15 protein-coding genes are annotated in these 16,426 nt (G+C 71.5%); 11 read left to right on the top strand and 4 right to left on the bottom strand.

All coding sequences use genetic code 11. The features are described from left to right. Positions 1–104: 104 nt before the first annotated feature. The gene (locus BLQ34_RS13170) at positions 105–1,937 is read right to left on the bottom strand and encodes a right-handed parallel beta-helix repeat-containing protein (protein ID WP_091786310.1); all 1,833 of its coding nucleotides are present in this window, start codon (positions 1,935–1,937) and stop codon (positions 105–107) included. 243 nt (positions 1,938–2,180) lie between these two features. Between BLQ34_RS13170 and clpB the strand changes: the two genes are divergently transcribed. After that, positions 2,181–4,754, top strand: coding sequence for an ATP-dependent chaperone ClpB (gene clpB, locus BLQ34_RS13165; protein ID WP_091786307.1), 2,574 nt, complete (start codon positions 2,181–2,183; stop codon positions 4,752–4,754). Positions 4,755–4,862: 108 nt separating this feature from the next. After that, positions 4,863–5,309 (top strand): hypothetical protein, encoded by a 447-nt coding sequence (locus BLQ34_RS13160; protein ID WP_091786304.1) that lies wholly within the window; start codon positions 4,863–4,865, stop codon positions 5,307–5,309. Between the two features lie 116 nt (positions 5,310–5,425). On the opposite strand, the gene BLQ34_RS13155 is transcribed toward BLQ34_RS13160, so the two are convergent. Beyond that, a complete protein-coding gene (locus tag BLQ34_RS13155; RefSeq protein WP_091786301.1) occupies positions 5,426–6,262 on the bottom strand; it encodes a C40 family peptidase in 837 nt (278 codons plus the stop codon). Positions 6,263–6,369: 107 nt separating this feature from the next. Here BLQ34_RS13155 and BLQ34_RS13150 point away from each other — a divergent pair, with 107 nt between their 5' ends. Both BLQ34_RS13150 and BLQ34_RS13145 read left to right on the top strand, forming a co-directional pair. Beyond that, the gene (locus BLQ34_RS13150) at positions 6,370–7,065 is read left to right on the top strand and encodes an LppX_LprAFG lipoprotein (protein WP_157693042.1); all 696 of its coding nucleotides are present in this window, start codon (positions 6,370–6,372) and stop codon (positions 7,063–7,065) included. Between the two features lie 28 nt (positions 7,066–7,093). Next, positions 7,094–8,701 carry an MFS transporter gene (locus BLQ34_RS13145; protein WP_331712504.1) on the top strand — a complete coding sequence of 536 codons (1,608 nt, stop codon included), beginning with the start codon at positions 7,094–7,096 and terminating at the stop codon, positions 8,699–8,701. Here the strand turns inward: BLQ34_RS13145 and BLQ34_RS13140 are convergent. Together BLQ34_RS13140 and BLQ34_RS13135 are read right to left on the bottom strand one after the other, a co-directional pair. Next, the gene (locus BLQ34_RS13140) at positions 8,666–9,526 is read right to left on the bottom strand and encodes an alpha/beta fold hydrolase (protein WP_091786292.1); all 861 of its coding nucleotides are present in this window, start codon (positions 9,524–9,526) and stop codon (positions 8,666–8,668) included. The genes BLQ34_RS13145 and BLQ34_RS13140 overlap by 36 nt on opposite strands. A gap of 72 nt (positions 9,527–9,598) precedes the next feature. Next, entirely contained in the window at positions 9,599–10,384 is a 786-nt protein-coding gene (locus BLQ34_RS13135; protein WP_091786289.1) for an exodeoxyribonuclease III, read from the bottom strand. A gap of 37 nt (positions 10,385–10,421) precedes the next feature. Between BLQ34_RS13135 and BLQ34_RS13130 the strand changes: the two genes are divergently transcribed. The 7 genes from BLQ34_RS13130 to BLQ34_RS13100 all read left to right on the top strand — a co-directional run bounded on the left by BLQ34_RS13130 (position 10,422) and on the right by BLQ34_RS13100 (position 16,359). After that, entirely contained in the window at positions 10,422–11,189 is a 768-nt protein-coding gene (locus BLQ34_RS13130; RefSeq protein ID WP_091786286.1) for an SDR family NAD(P)-dependent oxidoreductase, read from the top strand. Positions 11,190–11,254: 65 nt separating this feature from the next. Further along, entirely contained in the window at positions 11,255–11,809 is a 555-nt protein-coding gene (gene pyrE, locus BLQ34_RS13125) for an orotate phosphoribosyltransferase (protein ID WP_091786283.1), read from the top strand. A gap of 80 nt (positions 11,810–11,889) precedes the next feature. Beyond that, positions 11,890–12,639: a LemA family protein gene (locus tag BLQ34_RS13120; RefSeq protein WP_091786280.1), complete on the top strand. Its 750-nt coding sequence runs from the start codon at positions 11,890–11,892 to the stop codon at positions 12,637–12,639. A gap of 166 nt (positions 12,640–12,805) precedes the next feature. Then, the gene (locus tag BLQ34_RS13115) at positions 12,806–13,693 is read left to right on the top strand and encodes an ABC transporter ATP-binding protein (RefSeq protein ID WP_091786278.1); all 888 of its coding nucleotides are present in this window, start codon (positions 12,806–12,808) and stop codon (positions 13,691–13,693) included. Next, complete coding sequence (locus tag BLQ34_RS13110; RefSeq protein ID WP_091786275.1) at positions 13,690–14,499, top strand: ABC transporter permease; 810 nt, start codon at positions 13,690–13,692, stop codon at positions 14,497–14,499. Before BLQ34_RS13115 ends, BLQ34_RS13110 begins: the two co-directional genes overlap by 4 nt. Before the next feature lie 7 nt (positions 14,500–14,506). After that, positions 14,507–15,736, top strand: a complete 1,230-nt coding sequence (locus BLQ34_RS13105) for a sensor histidine kinase (RefSeq protein ID WP_091786273.1) — start codon at positions 14,507–14,509, stop codon at positions 15,734–15,736. Beyond that, a complete protein-coding gene (locus BLQ34_RS13100; protein WP_091786270.1) occupies positions 15,733–16,359 on the top strand; it encodes a response regulator in 627 nt (208 codons plus the stop codon). Before BLQ34_RS13105 ends, BLQ34_RS13100 begins: the two co-directional genes overlap by 4 nt. The last annotated feature ends 67 nt before the right edge of the window (positions 16,360–16,426 follow it).

Below are 16,426 nucleotides of genomic sequence, written 5' to 3'. Positions count from 1 at the left end.
CCCCTTGCTGCGTCCTGTTGGTCACCGGGGGCGCGCGGCATGCCTCGGGCATGCGAGAGGGGCCGGCACCCGAAGGTGCCGGCCCCTCTCGAGGTGCTGTGGGGTCAGCGACCCCAGACGCCCAGCCACTTCTCGCCGGGCGACTCGCCGGTGAGGGTCGCGAGCGAGGAGGGCAGGCCGGTGGCGATGCTGCCCGCCTGGGCCTGCGTGGTGCCCGACAGGTGCCCGGTGGACGTGACGGCGTACGAGCCGTTGTAGGCCACGCTGGTCTTGTCCTGCCCGGTGCCCGAACGGTGCGCGGCGAGCGAGCTGTAGACCGCCGGGTTGACGTTCGTCGTGCCACGGCTCCAGACCGTCAGCCAGTTGGGGTCCGAGGTGTTGTCCCGGTTGAACACGTTGCCGTTGCTCGTGACGCCCATCTGCGCGGCGGTGCGCTGGTGGGTGTAGTCCTCGACGCAGAGCACGCAGTTGGTGTTGTCGTTGGGCAGGCCGATCACGTTGTTGCGCAGCGTCACCGGTCCCACCAGCCAGGTCATCTCGGGGTCGTTCGGGTAGCGCGTGTCGTCACCGTAGGAGGTGTTGGCCTTGGTGCGGGAGTCCTGGACGATGTTGATCGGCCGGGCGTTGCGGAGCACGGTGTTGTTGTAGATCAGCACGGTGCTGGTGTTGTTGACCTTGATGCCCTCGGCGCCGTTGCCGTAGATCAGGTTGTTGACGACGGTGCCGCGGGCCGAGATCTCCAGGAAGACGCCGGTGGCCGAGTTCTGGTTGAAGTTGCTGTTGACCAGCTTGGTGTCGTAGACCGAGACGTCGGACCAGTACCCGTGGCCGAGGTTCTTCGAGACCGAGCTGTCCTTGACCAGGACGCCGCGCGAGCGACCGACCTTGATCCCACCGGACACGGGGGCGCTGTTGAACCGCTCCCAGTTGTTGCCGTCCAGGCGGCTGCGCAGCACCTGCAGGCGGTCGGCGGTCGCTGCGTGCACGCCCAGCAGGCCGGCCCGCACCACGCTGGTGCGGTTGACGATGGCGTCGGAGGCGATGATGCCCAGGCCGATGGTGGCGGTGTCCTGGATCACGACGTTCTCGATGCGGACGCTGGGGCTCTCCACCGTCACCGCGCCGATGTGCCAGATGCTCGGCGCGTAGTTCTTGATGCCGATGCCGCGGACGACGGTGCCGGCGGCCCGGATGCTCATCGCCTTGGCGAGGGTGGTGCCGCGGATGCTGCGGCCCGCGGGGTCGCTGCCCAGGTAGAGCTTGGAGGTCGCGGTGTCGAGGAAGAACTTGCCGGCGCCCACGGCGGAGCGCGACGCGACCTGGCGCTGCTGCACGCCGCTGCGGAAGAGCTGGTCGGGGTGTGCAGCCATCGGGTAGGCCGGGTTGACGTACTGCCAGCCGGGGCTGGTGCCGTCCCGGTCACCCTTGGTGAAGCCGACGCTCGCGTCGAAGCGCGGGGTCCACTTGTCGTGCCGCCAGGCGTTGCCGTCCTTGACCCAGCCGCTCACGCTGACCGATCCGTCGAGCCAGGCGGCTTCCTTCGGGTAGTTCTGGATCGTCACCTTCTTCGTGACGGTCACGGTCTCGTGGTAGGTCCCCTTGCGCAGGACCACGGTGCCGCCGCTGGCGGCCAGGGCGATGGCGCGGGCGACGGTGCGGACCGGCTTGGTCTGGGTGCCGGTGTAGGAGTCGCTGCCGGCGGTCGACACGAAGATGGCGCCGGCGGGCACGGCGTAGCCGGCGCTGCCCACGGCCAGGGCGCCCGAGGTGTCGGCGAGGCGGGACGGGGTGGCGGCAGCAGCGGACGTGACGGTGCCCAGCCCGGCCGAGGCGGCGAGGGGGACACAGAGTGCCAGAGCGGTGATCCGGAACCCCTTGGTCTCGCGCGCGGCGCGGTGACGGGGGGCATACCGATGCAGGGCCAGAGGCCGGTTCACGAGAGGTCCTTCCGGGGGGTCAGTCCCTGCAAGCGGAGGACAATACATGAGGTCATGCACAAGGACTAATGCATCGGTATGAGGGCGGGCGGCGTTTTTTGAACTATCAACCGTTCAGCCGATGGGCTGCCAGCACGAGGTTGAGTGGAATACGCTCAACTTTGTGAGCGTTTCACCGGCTGGACACGCCGTGGTGGAGTGTCGAGCACCACACGCCCCCATCGACAAGGAGCACGTCAACGCATGGAGCTGAAGCCGACCGCGAAGGTCGCCGAGGCCCTGGCGCTCGCCCAGCGGGCTGCCCAGGACGCCGGCCACCCGGAGATCACCCCCGACCACCTCACCAGCGCCCTCGTCCAGCTCGACACCGCCCAGGCCGACGCCCTGCTGCAGGCAGCCGGCACGGGCGCGGGGCACGTCCTCGGGCAGGCCGACGCGCGGCTGCGCGCACTGCCCACGACCACCGGCGCGACGCAACCGCCCACCTTCGGTCGTGAGGCGCTCGCGGTCCTCCAGCAGGCCGACACGCTCATGCGTGCCAAGGGCGACACCTACCTCGCGCTCGACCTCCTGCTCCTCGCCCTGGCCGAGACGGGCCACCTGGCGGCCGTCGAGAAGCGCGGCGCCAAGGACATGGAGGCCAAGATCGAGGCCAGTCGGGGCGGCCGCTCGGTGACCAGCGAGACGCCGGCCGAGGGGGGCGAGGCGCTTGCGACCTACGGCACCGACCTGACCCAGGCCGCCCGCGACGGCCGTCTCGACCCGGTCATCGGCCGCGACTCCGAGATCCGCCGCGTCGTGCAGGTGCTCTCGCGGCGCACCAAGAACAACCCCGTTCTCATCGGCGAGCCCGGCGTCGGCAAGACCGCCGTCGTCGAGGGCCTCGCCCAGCGCATCGTCGACGGCGACGTGCCGGAGTCCCTGCGCGACAAGCGCCTGATCAGTCTCGACCTCGGGGCGATGGTGGCCGGGGCGAAGTACCGGGGCGAGTTCGAGGAGCGACTCAAGGCCGTCCTCGAGGAGATCAAGGACAGCGACGGCCAGGTCGTCACCTTCATCGACGAGCTGCACACCGTGGTCGGTGCGGGCGCGTCGGGTGAGGGCGCGATGGACGCCGGCAACATGCTCAAGCCGCTGCTGGCGCGTGGCGAGCTGCGGCTCGTCGGCGCCACCACGCTCGACGAGTACCGCCAGCACATCGAGAAGGACGCGGCCCTCGAGCGCCGCTTCCAGCAGGTCTTCGTCGGCGAGCCCTCGGTCGAGGACACCGTGGCGATCCTGCGCGGCCTGAAGGAGCGCTACGAGGCGCACCACAAGGTCGAGATCGAGGACGCCGCACTCGTGGCCGCCGCCTCGCTCTCCGACCGTTACATCACCGGTCGCCAGCTCCCCGACAAGGCGATCGACCTCGTCGACGAGGCTGCGTCCCGGCTGCGGATGGAGATCGACTCCAGCCCGGTCGAGATCGACGAGCTCCGGCGGGCCGTCGACCGGCTCAAGATGGAGGAGCTCCACCTCGAGCGCGAGACCGACGACGCCTCGGTGGAGCGGCTCGCCCGGCTGCGTGAGGACCTCGCCAACCGGTCCGAGGAGCTGGCCGCGCTCAACGCCCGCTGGGAGTCGGAGAAGTCCGGTCTCAACCGGGTCGGCGACCTCAAGACGCAGATCGACGAGGCCAGGACCCGGCTGGAACGGGCCCGCCGCGAGTACGACTTCGAGACCGCCAGCCGGATCGAGTTCGGCGAGATCCCCGAGCTGGAGAAGGCGCTGGCCCAGGCCAACGAGGACGAGGCGGCCAGTGGGCTGCGCGACGGCGACCTGATGGTCAAGGAGCGGGTCGGTGCCGACGACATCGCCGAGGTCATCTCGGCGTGGACCGGCATCCCCGCCGGTCGCCTGCTCCAGGGCGAGACCGAGAAGCTCCTGTCCATGGAGTCGATCATCGGGTCCCGCCTGATCGGCCAGTCGGCCGCGGTCCAGGCGGTGTCCGACGCCGTCCGCCGGTCGCGCGCCGGGCTCGCCGACCCCGACCGGCCGACCGGCTCGTTCCTCTTCCTCGGCCCGACCGGCGTGGGCAAGACCGAGCTCGCCAAGTCGCTGGCTGACTTCCTCTTCGACGACGAGCGCGCCATGGTGCGCATCGACATGAGTGAGTATGCGGAGCGGCACGCGGTCGCGCGCCTCATCGGTGCGCCGCCCGGCTACGTCGGCTACGAGGAGGGTGGTCAGCTCACCGAGGCGGTGCGGCGGCGCCCCTACTCGGTGGTGCTGCTCGACGAGGTGGAGAAGGCGCACCCCGAGACCTTCGACATCCTCCTGCAGGTGCTCGACGACGGACGCCTCACCGACGGCCAGGGCCGTACGGTCGACTTCCGCAACGTCATCCTGGTGATGACCAGCAACCTCGGCAGCCAGTTCCTCGTCGACCCGACGCTGGACGACTCGGCCCGCCGGGAGGCGGTCATGGCCGTGGTCCGGGCGTCGTTCAAGCCCGAGTTCCTCAACCGGCTCGACGAGGTGGTCGTCTTCGACGCCCTCACCTCGGCGGAGCTCGCGCACATCGTCGAGCTGCAGGTGCGTGAGCTCGCCACCCGACTGGTCGACCGTCGGATCACCCTCGAGGTGACCGACGCGGCCCGCGAGTGGCTCGCCATCACCGGCTACGACCCGGCCTACGGGGCTCGGCCCCTGCGCCGGCTGGTGCAGAAGGAGATCGGCGACCGACTCGCCAAGGCGGTCCTCGGCGGCGCCGTGCGCGACGGTGACACGGTCACGGTCGACGTCGACGAGTCCGCCGACACCCTCGTCCTGCGCTGACCCTCCAACAGATGGGTCCCAGCTCTCGGGCCTCCGCCCCCGGAGCACCCCGAGAGCCGGGATCTCGGCGCGGGTGTGGGTCGGCCCCGCGTGGGTAGGGAGAAGGGCATGGAGCATCGACCCGGAGAAGAGGGACTGGACCGGCGCCCGGACGGCGTCAGCGACGCCACGGTCGAGGCGGTCGGCAAGCTGAGCGAGGCCTTCGAGACGATCGAGGAGGTCCGCGGCCGGCTGTACGGCCTGCACCGCCTCACCGGCTCGGCCGACCTCGCCCTGGGCGACGCGGTCGAGCAGCTGCGGCAGGCCGGACATGCCGAGCTCGCCGACACGCTCGACCGCGAGCTGGTCGGACGCAACGTCGTCACCGGCCGGTGGACCTTCCAGGTGGTCGAGGACTTCGAGGACGGCTACTACGCGACCTGGAAGCGCCTCGAGCAGCAGGTGCGCGACGAGCTGATGGCCGGGCGCCGGCACGTCTACGAGGCCGAGATGAAGGCCGACTGCCGCACCGAGGACGAACCCGGCCACGAGGCCACCCCCGACGACGTGGAGTGAGGCCGGATGGCCGTCCGCACCCCGATGCAGTGGACCGCGGGCCGCAACGCCCGCCTCCCCTGACCACCAGTCGTGTGCCTGAGCGCGGCCCCTGGACCGCGCTCAGGCACACGACCTCAGTGGATCGGGCGGACCACCGACGGCATGACGCCCGACTCGCCGGTCGAGAAGGACCGCACCCGGATGTCGGGGCCGCTGACCCGGTCGGCCTCGACGACCTGTCCGCCACCGATGTAGAGCGCGACGTGGTGGATGGCCGAGGTGCTGCGGCTGGAGTCGGACCAGAACACCAGGTCGCCGGCGCGCAGCTGCGCGATCGGGACCCGTGGTCCGTCGGCGTACTGGCTGCGTGAGGTGCTCGACAGCCGCAAACCGGCGCCCTTGGCGAACGCGTACTCCATCAGCCCCGAGCAGTCGAAGCCCACCGTCTGTCGGTCGTCGATGCCACTGGGGCTGCAGCAGATGCCCTTGGTCGGGCCGCTGTGGTTGCCGCCACCCCACGAGTACGGGTACTTGCCGGTCATCGACTTCGCGGCCGCGATGGTCGCCCTCACCGCAGCGCTCGGCGTCGGGTCGGTCGGGGGCGTGCTGCCTGCGCACAGCGGGGCGACGAGGCCGTCGGACCCGGTCCGGATGTAGGCGTCGCTGACGTAGCCGCCGCTCTTGACCTTGTCCCAGATCTTCGTGGTGCCGTAGGTGCCGGTCACCTGTTGTCCGTAGGTCTGGCACACGATCGTGATCCTCGCCCCGTCGGCGCGGGAACCGACCGCGGCCGATGTCGACGTCGGCTTGGCCCGCACGGTGAGCGCCGGTCCCGGGTTGCCGGTCGTGTTGACCGTGCCGGTGGCGGTGGCCGCGCTGGCGGCGACTGCGCCCACCAGTGGGACGACGACCAGGGCCGCCGTCGCCACGGCGGTGGCGATCCTGCGTCGTCGGGTGCTGAGCAGCTGCATGAGTCTCCCCCTCGGGTATGCCGGCGGGTGCCGGTTTCGCTGGAACGCTAGGTCGGGTGCCGCGTTGCGACCATGGGGAGCGGTCCCCTCCGACTACCCTCTGGGTCATGCGCCTGAAGGGAATCGCCATCGCCGGCACGGCCGTCCTCGTGGCCCTCACCCTGGTGGGCTGCTCGAAGGACAAGGAGGCCCCGGCCAAGGAGGGCACTCCTGCCGAGCAGCTCGCGGCGGCGCGGACGAACCTCGAGAAGAGCCCTGCGGTCACCTTCACGCTCAACGCGACCGGTCTGCCCAGCAAGGCGATCGGGGTCTCCGCGGCCAAGGGGACCGGACTCTTCACGCCGCCGTCGTTCAAGGGCACCCTCAACGCGACCGTCGGCGGGGTCACCGGGACCGTCGACGTCATCGCGGTCGAGCAGGACGTCTACATGAAGTTCTTCACCCCGGGCTACAACAAGATCGACCCGAAGACCTACGGCGCCCCCAACCCGGCCCAGCTCTTCGACACGCAGACCGGCATCACCAGCCTCATCGGCAAGACGCAGGCCCCGGCCAGGGCCGGCCAGGTGCGCGACGGGTCCGAGGTGCTGACGACCTTCACCGGCAAGGTCCCGGGCGACGCGGTGGCCGACCTCTTCGTGATCGGGGTGCGCTCCGGCACCTTCGACGTGACCTATGGCGTGACCACGGAGAAGCAGCTGCGCACCGTGGTCCTCAAGGGTCCGTTCTACGAGGGGTCGACCTCGACCTACAACCTGCGCCTCACGAGCCTGGCGACGCCCGTTGCGATCACCCGCCCCTAGGGCGCTGCTCGCCACGGCCTCGGTCGCCGTGGCGCTCGCCGCGGCGGACACCTATGTCGTCGTCCTGGCCCTGACCGACATGATGACCGGCGTCGGCCTCGGGATCGACGCCCTGCAGAAGGCCACCCCGATCATCTCCGGGTTCCTCCTCGGCTACATCGCGGTCCTCCCGCTCATCGGCCGCCTCGCCGATCTCGTTGCCCGCCAACGGATCCTGGTGGCCTGCTTGATGATCTTCGTGGTCGGGTCGGCGATCACGGCACTGGCCGTGGAGCTCCCGGTGCTCGTCACCGGTCGGGTGCTGCAGGGCATCGGCGGCGGTGGCCTGGTGCCGGCGACGCTGGCCATCGTCGCCGACCTCTGGCCGCCCGAGCGGCGCGGCACCGCGCTGGGGGTGGTGGGGGCGGTCCAAGAGGTCGGCAGCGTGCTCGGGCCGGTCCTGGGCGCGGCCGTCCTGGCGGTCTCGGACTGGCGGATGATCTTCTGGCTCAACGTCGTCGCCGGCCTGGCCCTGGCGGCGACCGTCGTGGTGGTGGGCGGTCAGCGGCTGCGGCGACCACGCGGCATACCCACCGCCCTGGGGGGACTCGCGGTCGTCGTGGGCGTCCTCGCCCTCGCCGCGCCCGCGCGGCTGGCGACGGACGTGACGTGGGGGGTGCCGTTCGTGCCGTTCGCGGGCCACACGGCGCGGCTCCTCACACCGATCGGGCTGGTGGCGCTCGGACTGGTCGTCGCGCTCGTGGCGGTGACCGCCCCCCGCTGGTGGGGACTGTTGCGACGCGCAGACCTGCCAGGGGCGGTCCTGCTCGGGCTGGCGCTCGGCAGCGTGGTGCTGACCTTCGCCGCCAGCGACCCGGAGCGCGAGGTGGTCGGCCCGCTCGGCTACGCGCTGCTCCCCGTGGGAGCTGTCGCGCTCGGCCTCTACCTGTGGCGGCACCGCACGGCCGCCGAGCCGCTGGTCGCCCGAGGCGTGGTGCGCGGGCGGGCCCGCACTGCCCTCGTCGTCAGCCTGATGGTGGGTGCCGCGCTCGTCGCGGTGGTCGTCGACGTGCCGGTGCTGGCGCGCCTCACCCTCACAGACTCCCAGACGGTCGCGGCGTTCGTGCTGGTGCGGTTCCTCCTCGCCGTGCCGGTGGGCGCGCTGATCGGCGGCTGGTCGCTGCGCCGGCTCGGCGACGGCCTGGTCAGCGGGGTCGGCCTCCTGCTCGCCACCGTCGGGCTCTTCGTCATGAGCGGGTGGGAGGACGGCTCGCTCGACGGCCCGATGGCCTCCGTGGTCCTCGTGCTGGTGGGGCTCGGCATCGGGCTGGCCCTCGCCCCGGTGAACAACGCGGCGCTCGCCGATGCGCCGGAGGATGCCCACGGGGTCGCGTCCGCGCTCGTCGTCGTGGCCCGCATGGTCGGGATGGTGGTCGGCCTCGCGCTCCTCACCGCGATCGGCCTGCACCGCTACTACGAGACCGTGGCCGCGTTGCCCGACCAGACCGACACCAAGGCCCTGCTGGCCGCCGGGCTCGTGCAGGTGCAGACGGTCTTCCTGGGCGCCGCCGTCGCCGCGCTCCTCGGAGCCGTGGCCTCCGTGGGGCTCGGGCTGCGGCGATCAGCCCCGACGCGTGGTGCTCGCCGCGAGGGCTGACTGCAGGGCGTCGACCACCTCGTCGGTGGCTTCGTACATCAGCATGTGACCGCGTCCGGGCAGCAGGCGCAGCTCGGCGTGCGGCACCAGCTCGGCCAACCGGTGCGAGTGCCGCGGGGGAGTGAGGCGGTCGCGGTCGCCCACCAGGACCAGGGTCGGTATGCCGTCGAGCGCCTCGAGCGCGTCACTCTCGTCATGCTCCCCGAGCGCGCCGAAGAAGCGCCCCATCGTCGGCAGCGAGGTGGCCGCGACCATGTCGCGGGTCAGCTGAACCTGCGCCGGGTCCGGGTCGATGCCGAAGAGCAGGCGGCGTTGGCCCCGGGTCGTGACGAAGCGGCCGGCGGGGATGCGGGGCATCCGCGCGGCCAGCCGCAGGAGGCGGCCCTCGACGACACCCAGCCTGTTCTGCAGGTCGTCGGCGCTGGTCGCCACCAGCACCACCCCCACGACCCGGGACCGGAAGTCGTCGCGGTGCAACCCGGCACACGCCATCACGGACATGCCGCCCATCGAGTGGCCGCCGAGGACGACCGGGCCGTGCGGCGCGACCACGTCGAGCACCGCCGCGAGGTCGTCGCCCAGCATCCGGACCGTGGTCTCGCCCCGCAGCGGACTCGACACCCCGTGCCCGCGCTGGTCGTACGTCACCACGCGGGTGCCCGTCGCCACCAGCCGGTCCACGACCGGCTGCCAGGAGGCATGCGTGAGGGTCCAGCCGTGGGCGAGCACGACGGTGGGGGAGTCGGCTGCCTCGGTGGGGAGGTGCTCCTGCACCCGCAGCAACGCACCGTCCGGGGCGGCGACCGTGAAGCTGCGTGACGTCATACCAGCATTATTACCGACGGTAAGTTCAGCGGCCCGGCGGAGCCCTCAGGCCGCAAGTCGGGTCGCAGCGGTTCAGGCGTCGAGCTGGACCACGACGGGGGCGTGGTCGGACGCGCCCTTGCCCTTGCGCTCCTCGCGGTCGATCGCCGCGCCACTGACGCGAGCGGCGAAGGCCGGGGTGCCGAGGATGAAGTCGATCCGCATGCCGCGCCGCTTCTGGAACGCCAACCGCGTGTAGTCCCAGTAGGTGAAGGTGCCGGGCTCGGAGGTGTGCGGCCGGACGACGTCGACGAACCCGGTGTCGAGGATCGCCTGGAACGCCGCGCGCTCGCCGGGGGACACATGGCTCTTGTCGAGGTAGTACTCCATCGACCACACGTCCTCGTCCTGCGGCGCGATGTTCCAGTCGCCCATGATCGCGGCCGTCTCGCCGGCGTCGACGGACTGCCGTGCGTGGTCGCGCAGCCGGGCCAGCCAGTCCAGCTTGTAGACCATGTGCGGGTCCTCGATCTGGCGACCGTTGGGCACGTAGACCGAGGTGACCTTGACGCCGCCGCAGGTCGCCGTCAACGCGCGGGCCTCGACGACCGGCGGGTCACCCCACGCCGGGGCGTCCGCGAAGGACGGCGTGACGTCCTCGATGCCCACGCGCGACACGATCGCGACACCGTTCCAGTGGTTGAGCCCATGGTGCGCCACCTCGTAGCCGAGCGCTGCCAGCCGGTCGAACGGGAACTGCGGGTCGGTGGCCTTGGTCTCCTGGATGGCCAGGACGTCGACGTCGGTGCGTTGCAGCCACGCCTCCACGCGGTCGATGCGGGAGCGGATCGAGTTGACGTTCCAGGTGGCAATACGCACGCAGGCAACCCTATGCGGACCGGCCTACAGTGGCGTCATGAGCACTGCCCTGGTCACCGGCGCCACTGCCGGCATCGGCTTGTCCTTCGCCCACGCCCTGGCCGAGCGCGGGCACGACGTGGTGCTGGTGGCGCGGGACCGGGCGCGGCTCGAGAACGTGTCCGACGAGCTGCAGGCCAAGTACGGCGTCGGCACCGAGATCCTCGTGGCCGACCTCACCGACCGGGCCGAGACCGGCAAGGTCGCCGAGCGGGTGGCCGACCGGGCCCGCCCCGTCGACCTGCTCGTCAACAACGCCGGCTACTCGCTCAAGGGCTCGTTCCTGCGCCACGACGTGACCGAGGAGGAGGCCAACTTCGACGTCCTCTGCCGGGCGGTCATGGTGCTCTCGCACGCCGCCGGCAACGCCATGCGCGACCGCGGCCACGGGGCGATCGTCAACGTCTCGTCGGTCGCGTCGTTCATCACCTCGGGCACCTACTCCGCCAACAAGTCCTACGTCACGGTGTTCACCGAGGGACTCGCGGCCGAGCTGAAGGGCAGCGGCGTCACGGCGACGGTGCTGTGCCCGGGGTTCACGCACACCGAGTTCCACCAGCGCGCCGACGTCGACATGTCGAGCATCCCCGAGTTCATGTGGCTCGACGCCGACCGGCTGGTGCGCGACTGCCTCGACGACGTCTCCAAGGGACGGGTGGTCTCGGTCCCGTCCCCGCAGTACAAGGCGATCGTCGCGGCGCTGCGCGTCGTGCCCCGCTCGCTGGTCCGCCGCCAGGGCGGCAGCGTCCACCGCCCCCGGAAGTAACCGCGTGCCCGACGGGTCCGGCCACGCGGCATACCGCACCGGGCGGCTCGGTAGGCTCACGAACCGTGACCGACACCACTGCCGCCCGTGCCCGCCTGCTGGACCTGATCAAGGCGAAGGCCATCGTCCACGGCCGGGTGACCCTGTCGTCCGGCAAGGAGGCCGACTACTACGTCGACCTGCGCCGGATCAGCCTCGACGGCGAGGCGGCCCCGCTGGTCGGCATCGTGATGCGTGACCTGGTCGCCGACCTCGACTACGACGCCGTGGGCGGGCTGACCCTGGGCGCCGACCCGGTGGCCACCTCGATCCTGCACGCCAGCGCGGCGGCCGGGGACCGCAAGGACGCCTTCGTGGTGCGCAAGGCCGGGAAGGCGCACGGCCTGCAGCAGCGGATCGAGGGCCCGTCGGTCGAGGGGCGACGCGTCGTCGTGGTGGAGGACACGACCACCACTGGGAACTCCCCGCTCGACGCGGTCGAGGCGGTGCGCGAGGCCGGGGGCGAGGTGGTCGCGATCGCGACGATCCTCGACCGGGCCACCGGTGCCGAGCAGCGGTTCGCCGACGCCGGGATCGAGTACCGCTCTGTCTACGGGCTCGAGGAGCTCGGTCTGGCCTAGGCTGCTCAGCAGTGGCGTGAGGCACCGCAACGACGAAGCCACCGCTCGACAGGGACACCGCAACGACAAGGGGTTTGCTCATGTGGGTCTGGATCATCATCGCCGTCGTGCTCGTCCTGATCGTGCTCTGGGCGGTCGGCGTCTACAACGGGCTGATCAAGCTGCGCAACCTGGTGCAGGAGGCCTGGCGCCAGATCGACGTCGAGCTCAAGCGGCGGCACGACCTGATCGGCAACCTCGTCGAGACGGTCAAGGGCTACGCCGCGCACGAGCGCGGGACCCTCGAGGACGTCATGAAGGCGCGCTCCGCCGCCATGGCCGGCGGTCAGTCGCCGGCCCAGCAGGCGCAGAGCGAGGGCATGCTGAGCCAGGCGCTCGGTCGCCTCATCGCGGTCGCCGAGGCCTACCCCGACCTCAAGGCCAACCAGAACTTCATGGCGCTCCAGCAGGAGCTCACCTCCACCGAGGACCGGATCGCGGCCGCGCGGCGCTACTACAACGCCAACGTCCGCGAGCTCAACACCAAGGTCGAGACGGTCCCCTCCAACATCGTCGCGGGGATGTTCAACATCGGCCGCGCCGAGTACTTCGAGGTCGAGGGCGAGGAGCGCGACCCGGTCAAGGTCGACTTCGGGCAGCGCGACGCGACGATCCCGCCCCCCAGCGGGTATGCCGGGGGCACGCCGGCTGGCGCCCCCGCCGCCCCGTCCGCTGCACCCGCCGCCCCGTCGGCAGCCGAGGCCACCGCTTCAGGTCCCGCGCCGACCGCCGCCGCCCCGGCCCCCCAGCAGGCTCCCCCGCCTGCCGAGCCGACCCCACCCGCGAACTGAGCCCGCCGGTATCTCATGCAAAAGGCGAGTTAGCGACACAGCACGGTGTCGGTAACTCGCCTTTTGCATGAGATACCGACGTTGGGGATGGGTCCACCAGTCGGTGGACGGCGGTTCAACCGCGCGGCTCTGACGCGACCGGCCACCGACCCGGCAGGCTGGAGCCATGTCAGACGCACCCATCCAGGTCACCGGCCTGCGCAAGACCTACGGCGAACGCGCCGCCGTCGACGGGATCGACCTGCGGATCGAGCGTGGCGAGGTGTTCGCACTGCTCGGCCCCAACGGCGCCGGCAAGACGACCACGGTCGAGATCCTCGAGGGCTTCCGCAAGCGCGACGGCGGCACCGTGTCGGTGCTGGGTGAGGATCCCCAGACGGCCGGCCTCGCCTGGCGCAACCGGCTCGGCATCGTGCTCCAGTCGTCGACCGGGCTGGAGCTGATCACCCCCCGGGAGGCGCTGGCCAGCACCGCGAAGGTCTACCGCGACGCCCGCCCCGTCGACGAGGTCCTGGCTGCCGTCGGGCTCACCGACAAGGCCGGCGACCGGATCGGCAAGCTGAGTGGGGGTCAGCGCCGACGCCTCGACGTCGGCCTCGGCATCATCGGCAGCCCGGACCTGCTGTTCCTCGACGAGCCGACCACCGGCTTCGACCCGCAGGCGCGGCGCGACTTCTGGGAGCTCATCGGGTCGCTGGCCGACGGGGGGACGACGATCCTGCTCACCACGCACTACCTCGACGAGGCCGAGCACCTCGCCGACCGGGTCGGCGTCATCGCCGCCGGGCGGATGCTCGCCCTCGACACCCCCGCCAACCTCGGCGGCCGGTCGTCCTCGCAGGCGACGGTGACGTGGGAGGACGCGGCGGGCACCCGGCACACCGAGCAGACCAGCACGCCGACCGACCTGGTCGCGCGGCTGGGTAGGGAGCTCGGGGGCGAGGTCCCCAAGCTCACCGTGACCCGGCCGTCGCTCGAGGACACCTATCTCTCCCTGATCGCACCACACCTCGCCGCCACCGGCGGCGAGCCCGAGCTGGAGGTCGTCGCGTGAACACCGCCGTCATCGGTTGGGACCGCACGGTCCTCGAGCTGAAGATGTACTTCCGCGAGAAGGAGGCGGTGTTCTTCTCCTTCATCTTCCCGATCCTGATGCTGAGCATGTTCTCGGTGATCTTCGGCGACGAGTTCGGCGCCGGGGAGCCCGGCGCCGCCGACGTGAGCGCCGCCCGCTTCTTCCTGCCCGGCATGGTGGCGGCCGGGGTCATGCTGACCAGCTTCCAGTCGATGGCGCTGAGCGTCGCGGTGGAGCGGGACGACGGCACCCTCAAGCGGCTGCGGTCCACCCCGATGCCGCCGGTGGCCTACTTCCTCGGCAAGATCGGCCTCGTCGCGATCACCAGCCTGGCCCAGTTCGCCCTGCTGATCGCGGTGGCGCGGCTCGGGTTCGGCGTGCAGCTGCCCACCGACCCGGCGCGCTGGGGCACCTTCGTCTGGGTCTTCCTGCTGGGCGTCGCCTCAGGCACGGTGCTCGGGATCGCCTACTCCTCGTTGGCCTCCTCGTCGCGCTCGGTCGGGGCCATCGTGATCGCACCGACCCTGATCCTGCAGTTCATCTCGGGGGTGTACTTCGCGTTCACCGACCTGCCCGAGTGGCTCAAGCAGGTGGCGTCGATCTTCCCGCTCAAGTGGATCGCGCAAGGCATGCGGTCGGTCTTCTTCCCCGACGACTGGCAGGGGGCCGAGATGGCCAGCACGTGGGAGCACGGTCGGACCGCGCTGGTGCTGGCGGCGTGGCTGGTCGCTGGCCTGCTCGTCTGTGCCCGCACCTTCCGCTGGACGAAGCGCGGCACGACATGATGGTTCCGTGAGCACCGACAGCACCGGGCCCGCCGACTGCGGGCCGGAGCCGGGGACGTCCGCGCACGCCCTCGACGAGATGTGGCGCGGCCAGCTCCGGTGGTGGCACTGGTTCTTCGCGGTGCTGCTCGCGACGACGGTCGTCGTGCTGGTGGCCGAGCACAAGGAACACCTGGGCTGGCAGCTCGCGTGCGTGGTCGCCATCGGCATCGCGTATGCCGTCTGGGGCCGCCGCGGCCTGGGCGAGCGCCAGGAGCGGGCCGGCGTGATCTACCTGGCCGCCGCGTGGGTGCTGATGCTCGCGCTGATGGCGCTGGACGGCACGGGCACCGCGTGGATCCTCACCTTCGGGCTGTTCCCGCAGACCTGGGCGACGCTGCCCCGCAACAAGGCAGCGACCACCGTGGTCCTCGCCGTGCTCGGCATCGCGCTGGTGCGCATCTGGCAGGGACCGCGCACCGGTGCCGAGCTGGTCGGCATCGCGATCAGCACCGCGATCATGCTGGCGCTGTCGCTCACCCTCGGGCTGTTCATCGACCGGATCGTCAGCGAGGCCGACTCACGGGCCCGCACCATCGACGAGCTGAAGCGCGCCCAGGAGGAGCTGGCCGCGGCCGAGCGCGCCCAGGGCGTGGCCGGTGAGCGCGAACGGATCTCGCGCGAGATCCACGACACGCTCGCCCAGGGCTTCACCTCCGTCGTCACGCTCGCACGCGCCACCGAGCTGGCCCTCGACCGGGGCGACCTCGCCGCGGTGCGGGAGCGGCTGCGGCTGATCGAGCAGACCGCCGCCGACAACCTGTCGGAGGCTCGGCTCATCGTCGCCGAGATGACGCCCGGCCACCTCCAGTCCCGCACCCTGTCGGAGGCGCTGCAGCGGCTGGTCGACGCCGTGTCGGCCGAGAGCGGGATGGCCGGCCGGCTGCGCGTGGACGGCGAACCGGTCGTCCTGCCGGCCAACTCCGAGGTGGTGCTGCTGCGCACCGCCCAGGAGGGGCTGTCCAACGTCCGCCGGCACTCGGGGGCCACGACGTTCGAGGTCGCCCTCTCCTACGCACCCGACGGCCCGGTGTCACTCGCGGTGTCGGACAACGGGGTCGGCTTCGCGCCCGGCGCCGAGGCGCGGGGCTACGGACTCGACGGCGCGACCGCCCGGGCGGCGGAGGTGGGTGGCCGCTTCGATGTCGACAGTGCTCCTGGCGAGGGCTCCCGACTGCGCGTGGAGGTGCCGCGATGACGTTGCGGTTGCTGGTCGTCGACGACCACCCGGTCGTGCGGATGGGCCTGGTGGCGATGCTGTCGGAGCACGCCGACTTCGAGGTGGTGGGCGAGGCCGCGGACGGCGCCGAGGCGGTGGCGATGTCGACCCGGCTCACCCCGGACGTCGTGCTGATGGACCTGCGGATGCCGGTGATGGACGGTGCCGAGGCGACCGCGCAGCTGCTGGCCAGCCCTCCTGCCCCGGCCGTGCTGGTGCTCACGACCTACGACACCGACGCCGACATCGTCCGCGCGGTCGAGGCCGGCGCGAACGGCTACCTCCTCAAGGACGCCCCGCGCGAGACCCTGGCCGACGCCATCCGCCGGGCAGCGCGGGGCGAGACGGTCCTCGCGCCACCCGTGGTCGCCCGGCTCGCCAGCCGCCTGCGCACGCCCGCGGGGCCGACGCTGACCGACCGCGAGGCGCAGGTGCTGCAGTGCGTGGCCCGTGGGCTCTCCAACGCCGCGGTCGGGCGCGAGCTGCACATCGGTGAGGCGACGGTGAAGACGCACCTGCTCCGGGCCTTCGAGAAGCTGGGGGTGACCGACCGGACGGCAGCCGTCACCGCGGCCTACAAGAGCGGACAGATCGAGCTCTGACCTGCGGTTTCGCTGCGCTGTGGGCCCGAGTTGGGTGGGTTCGGCCGGGTTCGTCCAGCGCACCTGG

The organism is Pedococcus dokdonensis (assembly GCF_900104525.1).
Taxonomy (GTDB): domain Bacteria; phylum Actinomycetota; class Actinomycetes; order Actinomycetales; family Dermatophilaceae; genus Pedococcus; species Pedococcus dokdonensis.
This window is presented reverse-complemented; position numbering and strand designations above follow the sequence as displayed.

What these genes read in the sequence shown, in the direction of transcription:
- BLQ34_RS13130 (WP_091786286.1), top strand. Translation starts at nt 10,422, where the DNA reads ATGAGCACTGCCCTGGTCACCGGCGCCACTGCCGGCATCGGCTTGTCC.
- BLQ34_RS13140 (WP_091786292.1), bottom strand. Translation starts at nt 9,526, where the DNA reads ATGACGTCACGCAGCTTCACGGTCGCCGCCCCGGACGGTGCGTTGCTG.
- BLQ34_RS13150 (WP_157693042.1), top strand. Translation starts at nt 6,370, where the DNA reads ATGCGCCTGAAGGGAATCGCCATCGCCGGCACGGCCGTCCTCGTGGCC.
- BLQ34_RS13120 (WP_091786280.1), top strand. Translation starts at nt 11,890, where the DNA reads ATGTGGGTCTGGATCATCATCGCCGTCGTGCTCGTCCTGATCGTGCTC.
- BLQ34_RS13100 (WP_091786270.1), top strand. Translation starts at nt 15,733, where the DNA reads ATGACGTTGCGGTTGCTGGTCGTCGACGACCACCCGGTCGTGCGGATG.
- BLQ34_RS13115 (WP_091786278.1), top strand. Translation starts at nt 12,806, where the DNA reads ATGTCAGACGCACCCATCCAGGTCACCGGCCTGCGCAAGACCTACGGC.
- clpB (WP_091786307.1), top strand. Translation starts at nt 2,181, where the DNA reads ATGGAGCTGAAGCCGACCGCGAAGGTCGCCGAGGCCCTGGCGCTCGCC.
- BLQ34_RS13155 (WP_091786301.1), bottom strand. Translation starts at nt 6,262, where the DNA reads ATGCAGCTGCTCAGCACCCGACGACGCAGGATCGCCACCGCCGTGGCG.
- BLQ34_RS13160 (WP_091786304.1), top strand. Translation starts at nt 4,863, where the DNA reads ATGGAGCATCGACCCGGAGAAGAGGGACTGGACCGGCGCCCGGACGGC.